Consider the following 4546-nt stretch of genomic DNA (forward strand, 5'->3'; position numbering starts at 1 on the left):
GCGTGGCGGAGGCCGGCCTCTTCGACGGCGCGGAGCACCCGCCCGCCCCGGACGCCGGCCGCTGGTCCGTCACCAACCTGAGCCCGGTGACGGCGGCCGCGTTCGCGGTCGCCCTGGACCTCGTCGAGCGGCACACCGTGGGCGCGATCGAGGCCGCCATCGCGGAGCGGACCGGTGAACTCACCGAGGCCGTCCGGGCCTGTGGCGGGCGGGTCCTCTCCCCCGCCGACCCGGCCCGGCGCGCGGGCATCCTCTCCTTCACCGTGCCGGACCGCGATCCGGCACTGGTGGCGAAGGCGCTGCACGCCGAGGGCGTCACGCCGACGGTGCGAGCGGACTCGCTGAGGTTCTCCCCGCACGCCTCGACCCCGCCCGAGGTGTGCGACCAGGTCACCGCCGCCCTGTCGGCCCTCGGGGACTGACCGGGCCGGGGGGGCCGTGCCATGATTCCTACTCGGTAGTAGCTACATGCTCGCGGTAGGAGGCAGCGCAGTGGCCCGTGTGTTGAGTGTCAGCGACAGCATCGTCATCGACGTCTCCCCGGACGCCGCCTACCGGGCGGTGAGCGACCCCGGTGACATGGGGCGCTGGAGCCCGGAGAACCTGGGCACCACCCCCGGCTCGGCGGCGGGGCCGGCCGAGGTGGGCACGAGCTTCGTCGGACGGAACAAGCGCGGACGCTTCCGCTGGGTGACCCGGTGCACGGTCACGGCGGCCGAGCCGGGCCGCCGCTTCGCCTTCCGGGTCCACGCCATCGGCGTCGGCCGCCCGCGCCTGCGCGGCCCGATCGCCACCTGGGAGTACCGCTTCGAGCCGGAGGGCGAGGGCACCCGCGTCACCGAGATCTGGAGCGACGACCGCCGTACCTGGCCGGACTTCGTGGCCGGCGTCTTCGACCGGATCGTCACCTCGGGCAGCACCTTCCCCGACTTCCAGACCCGCAACATCCGCCGGACCCTGGCCAACCTCAAGCGGGAGCTGGAGCGGCAGCACGCGGAGTGAGCCCTCAGCGGCGGTGGTGGGAGTGGTTCTCCGGGTTGTCCTCCGGGGTCTGCCAGCCGACGCCCGACTGGTCCTGCGGGCCACGGCGGGTGTCGGCGCCGGGCGGCTGCGTGGACATGCGGCGCGAGCGCGCCCGTCGGCTGCCCAGCAGGAATCCGCCCAGCAGGATCACGGCGACGATCACGCCCACGACCAGGAGCCAGAGCGCGCTCCTGCTGGACGCGGCGAGGAATTCAGCAGCGATGTTCATGCAGGGCGGTTACCCCCGCGCACGCGGAGAATCCCTCTTCACCGGCCCCGTCAGCCTCCTCCGCGTCCGCGCTGCACCGAACGGAGCACCACCGCCGGGACGGCCTGCACGGCAACACGTCCACATGCCCTTCGCGTCGTGTGAATAACTTGGCAATCGTGTGCGTGTATTCGCTGGTCAAGGGCAATCGGCGGTCAGGAGGTTATGACAATGGTTCCTTTGCTTCTGGTTCTTCTGCTGGCTCTCATCCTCTTCGGCGCGGGCTTCGCCCTGAAGGCGCTGTGGTGGATCGCGGTGATCGTCCTGGTCGTGTGGCTGGTCGGCTTCTTCGTGCGCCCCGCGGGCAGTGGTGGCCGTCGTGGCCGCTGGTACCGCTGGTAGGCGCACCGCACGCGCACACCGCGGGACATGACGAGGGGCCCGGCCTTCCCAAGGCCGGGCCCCTCGTCGTGCGGGGGGAGAGTCAGCGGGCGGTGAGCCTCGTCTCCGGTTCCTCGTTGCGCAGCCAGATGGTGCGCTGCGGGAAGGGGATGTCGATGCCGGCCGCGTCCAGCGCGTCCTTCACACGGCGGCGCAACTCGCGGGTGACGCCCCACTGCTGGAGCGGGATCGTCTTCACGGCGAGGCGGACGACGACACCGTCCGCGTCCAGCGACTGCACGCCCCACACGCTGGGGTCCTCCAGCAGGACGGCGGAGAAGGCCGGGTCCTGGCGCAGGCTGCGGCCGGCGTCCTCCAGCACCTGGTAGACGGTGTCGAGGTTGGCGTCGTAGGCCACGGCGACGTCCAGGACGGCACGGGCCCAGTCCTGGCTGTCGTTGCGGACCCGGAGGACCTCGCCGTTGCGGATGTGCCACAGACCGCCGTTGAGGTCACGGACATGGGTGAGGCGCAGGCCGATGCGCTCGACCTCGCCGACGGCCTCGCCGAGGTCGACGGTGTCACCGACGCCGTACTGGTCCTCGACCATGATGAGCAGGCCGGAGAGGTAGTCGGCGACCAGGCTCTGCGCGCCGAAACCGATGGCGAGACCGACCACTCCCGCACTGGCCAGCAGCGGCCCGAGGGCGATGCCGACCTGGTCGAGGATCATGGCCGTACCGAGCAGGGCCAGAACGATGGTGACGCCGCTGCTGAGCACCGAGCCGATGGTGCGGGCGCGCTGTTCGCGGCGCTGCGAGGAACGGCTGCGGTCACGCAGCAGGACGGCGGCCCCGCGCCCGACACGGCGCGGCGGGCGGGACTCGTGATCGTCGCCGGAGGGCTGCAGGATGTGCTGGACGACGCGGGTGATGGCGCGCTTGGCCACCCAGCGGATCACCGCCAGGACGACGACGATCAGGGCGATGCGCAGGGGGACCTCGACCAGTGCCGTGGTGTGCGCCTCCAGCCAGTTCGGCCAGGACACGGCGAGATGCACGGCTCCGGACGCGCTGGGCTGTGGGGAAAGGTGCGGTGTCGGCACGTGTACTCCGTATTCGACGACTTTCGGACTTGTCGGCCGCGTCTACCCTCGAACAAGTAAGACATGATCAGCCAAGCCGACCAGTTGGACCGGGTCCCCGGACACGCGTTGCCGGTACCGCCCCTTAAGGTGTCGTGTGCCCGTTCCTGGCCGGGCGTTCCTCGGGACCGCCGTCTTCCGGCCCGCCGACGGTCCGGCCACGGCAGGTGACCGTCACCCGTCCCGTCGCTCCCCCACCCCGGCGACCCACTGGAAAGAGCAGCCTCCGCCATGTTCACCGACACCCCGATCTTCAGCCGTCTCGTCGCCGAGCGCGGTGACGTCCCCGCCGAGGTGCGGGGCGAAGCCGACCGCATACACCGCGACCTGGCACGAGTGATGCCCCCGGGCACCGGACTGCCCGGCGCCGGGTCGCACACGCCTGGCCCGATGGGAGGGCCCCTCGGCCGCTGACCCGGCTACGCCACCCTGCGCAGGCGCACCAGCGCGCTCGCGCAGTCGCCGTCCGGCAGGTCGGGGACGGGCAGGCCGAAGCCCGTGAGGGTCGCCCCCGACCATTCCGCGGCGGTGTCCTCGTCCCGGTAGCGCGCGCCGGGGTCGAGGCCCCGCAGCCGGAGCGGCGGGTGCGCAGGGCCGAAGGAGGCACTGGGCCGCCACACCAGCACCACCGTTCGGTCGCCGTCGGGACCGGTGTACTGGACGGCGGTCAGGGCGCCGTCGCCCGGTGCGAGCAGCCGGTACTGGTGGCCGTGCTGCACCAGCGGGCGGATGTCCTTGTAGACCCCGATCAGCCGGGCGCCCTCGGCGAGTTCGGCCGGTGTCCACCGGTCCAGGTCGCCGCCGATGCCCAGGACGCCCGCCATGGCCGAGTGGAAGCGGAAGGCCAGCGGTACCCGGCGGCCGGTCAGCGGGTTGGGGCTGTCGGTGACCCACGCCGACATGACGCGGGCCGGGTAGAGCTGGCTGAAGCCGTGCTGGACGGCGAGCCGTTGGACGGCGTCGGTGTTGTCCGAGGTCCACACCTGGTCGGTACGGGCGAGCATGCCGAGGTCGGTCCGGCCGCCGCCGCCCGCGCAGGACTCGATCCGGAGCCGGGGGAATTCGGCGCGCAGCCGGTCGAGCACCCGGTGCACCCCGCGCGCGTGCTCGATGTGCACCCGTCGCGCGTCCGGCCCGCCGCTCCGCGCGCCCGCCTCGGTGAAGGAGCGGTTGAAGTCCCACTTGAGGAAGTCGACGGTGTTCTCGGCGACGATCCGGCGCAGCCAGTCACTCGCCCACTCGGTCACCTCGTGGCGGGAGAAGTCCAGCACGAGCTGGTGGCGCAGCGCCGTGGCGGTGCGGTCGGGCAGATGCAGGACGTACTCGGGGTGGCGGCGGTACAAGTCGCTGTCCGGGTTGGTCATTTCGGGTTCCACCCAGAGCCCGAACGCCATGCCCAGTCGGTGCACCTCCTCGGCGAGGGGACGCAGTCCGCGCGGGAACCGGCGGGGGTGCGGGGTCCAGTCGCCGAGGCCGGAACGGTCGTCGTCGCGGGTGCCGAACCAGCCGTCGTCCACCACGAACAGCTCCACCCCGAGGCCGGCCGCCCGCCGGGCCAGCCTCAGCTGGCCCTCCTCGGTGGTCTCGAACCCGGTCGCCTCCCAGGAGTTGTAGAGGACGGGCCGCAACTCGTCCGGGCGCGGCAGGACATGACACCGGACATAGCTGTGGAAGGCGCGGCTGACGGCACCGAAGCCGCCCATGGCGTGCACGGCGACGCTGACCGGCGTGACGTGCCGCCGGCCGGGGGCCAGGACGATCTCGGCCCCCTCGTGCCCCTCCCCCAGCAC

Annotated in this window: 6 protein-coding genes and 1 pseudogene; 4 read left to right on the plus strand and 3 right to left on the minus strand. The window is 72.4% G+C overall.

Features of this window, described 5'->3' with window-relative positions:
* Nucleotides 1-422, plus strand: a pseudogene (locus tag CCN33_RS17835) (aminotransferase class V-fold PLP-dependent enzyme); the annotation flags it as partial.
* A gap of 70 nt (nucleotides 423-492) precedes the next feature.
* Nucleotides 493-1002 carry an SRPBCC family protein gene (locus tag CCN33_RS17840; protein ID WP_086694585.1) on the plus strand — a complete coding sequence of 170 codons (510 nt, stop codon included), beginning with the start codon at nucleotides 493-495 and terminating at the stop codon, nucleotides 1000-1002.
* A 4-nt stretch (nucleotides 1003-1006) separates the two neighbouring features.
* On the opposite strand, the gene CCN33_RS17845 is transcribed toward CCN33_RS17840, so the two are convergent.
* Nucleotides 1007-1252: a DUF6479 family protein gene (locus tag CCN33_RS17845; RefSeq protein ID WP_086694586.1), complete on the minus strand. Its 246-nt coding sequence runs from the start codon at nucleotides 1250-1252 to the stop codon at nucleotides 1007-1009.
* Between the two features lie 210 nt (nucleotides 1253-1462).
* Between CCN33_RS17845 and CCN33_RS17850 the strand changes: the two genes are divergently transcribed.
* Nucleotides 1463-1633, plus strand: a complete 171-nt coding sequence (locus tag CCN33_RS17850; RefSeq protein WP_030805655.1) for a DUF5670 family protein — start codon at nucleotides 1463-1465, stop codon at nucleotides 1631-1633.
* An 82-nt stretch (nucleotides 1634-1715) separates the two neighbouring features.
* On the opposite strand, the gene CCN33_RS17855 is transcribed toward CCN33_RS17850, so the two are convergent.
* Nucleotides 1716-2672 (minus strand): mechanosensitive ion channel family protein, encoded by a 957-nt coding sequence (locus CCN33_RS17855; protein WP_086694587.1) that lies wholly within the window; start codon nucleotides 2670-2672, stop codon nucleotides 1716-1718.
* A gap of 315 nt (nucleotides 2673-2987) precedes the next feature.
* Here CCN33_RS17855 and CCN33_RS17860 point away from each other — a divergent pair, with 315 nt between their 5' ends.
* On the plus strand, nucleotides 2988-3170 hold the full coding sequence (locus tag CCN33_RS17860) for a hypothetical protein (RefSeq protein WP_086694588.1): 183 nt from the start codon (nucleotides 2988-2990) through the stop codon (nucleotides 3168-3170).
* A gap of 5 nt (nucleotides 3171-3175) precedes the next feature.
* On the opposite strand, the gene CCN33_RS17865 is transcribed toward CCN33_RS17860, so the two are convergent.
* A partial coding sequence (locus CCN33_RS17865; protein ID WP_140394580.1) for an alpha-galactosidase occupies nucleotides 3176-4546 on the minus strand: 1371 nt, incomplete at its 5' end.

The sequence above is a fragment of the Streptomyces recifensis genome (assembly GCF_002154615.1).
GTDB classification, from domain to species: domain Bacteria; phylum Actinomycetota; class Actinomycetes; order Streptomycetales; family Streptomycetaceae; genus Streptomyces; species Streptomyces griseoluteus.

Bases quoted from the DNA above. Each gene is read 5' to 3' on its own strand.
- CCN33_RS17845 (WP_086694586.1), bottom strand. From the start codon at position 1,252: ATGAACATCGCTGCTGAATTCCTCGCCGCGTCCAGCAGGAGCGCGCTC.
- CCN33_RS17850 (WP_030805655.1), top strand. From the start codon at position 1,463: ATGGTTCCTTTGCTTCTGGTTCTTCTGCTGGCTCTCATCCTCTTCGGC.
- CCN33_RS17860 (WP_086694588.1), top strand. From the start codon at position 2,988: ATGTTCACCGACACCCCGATCTTCAGCCGTCTCGTCGCCGAGCGCGGT.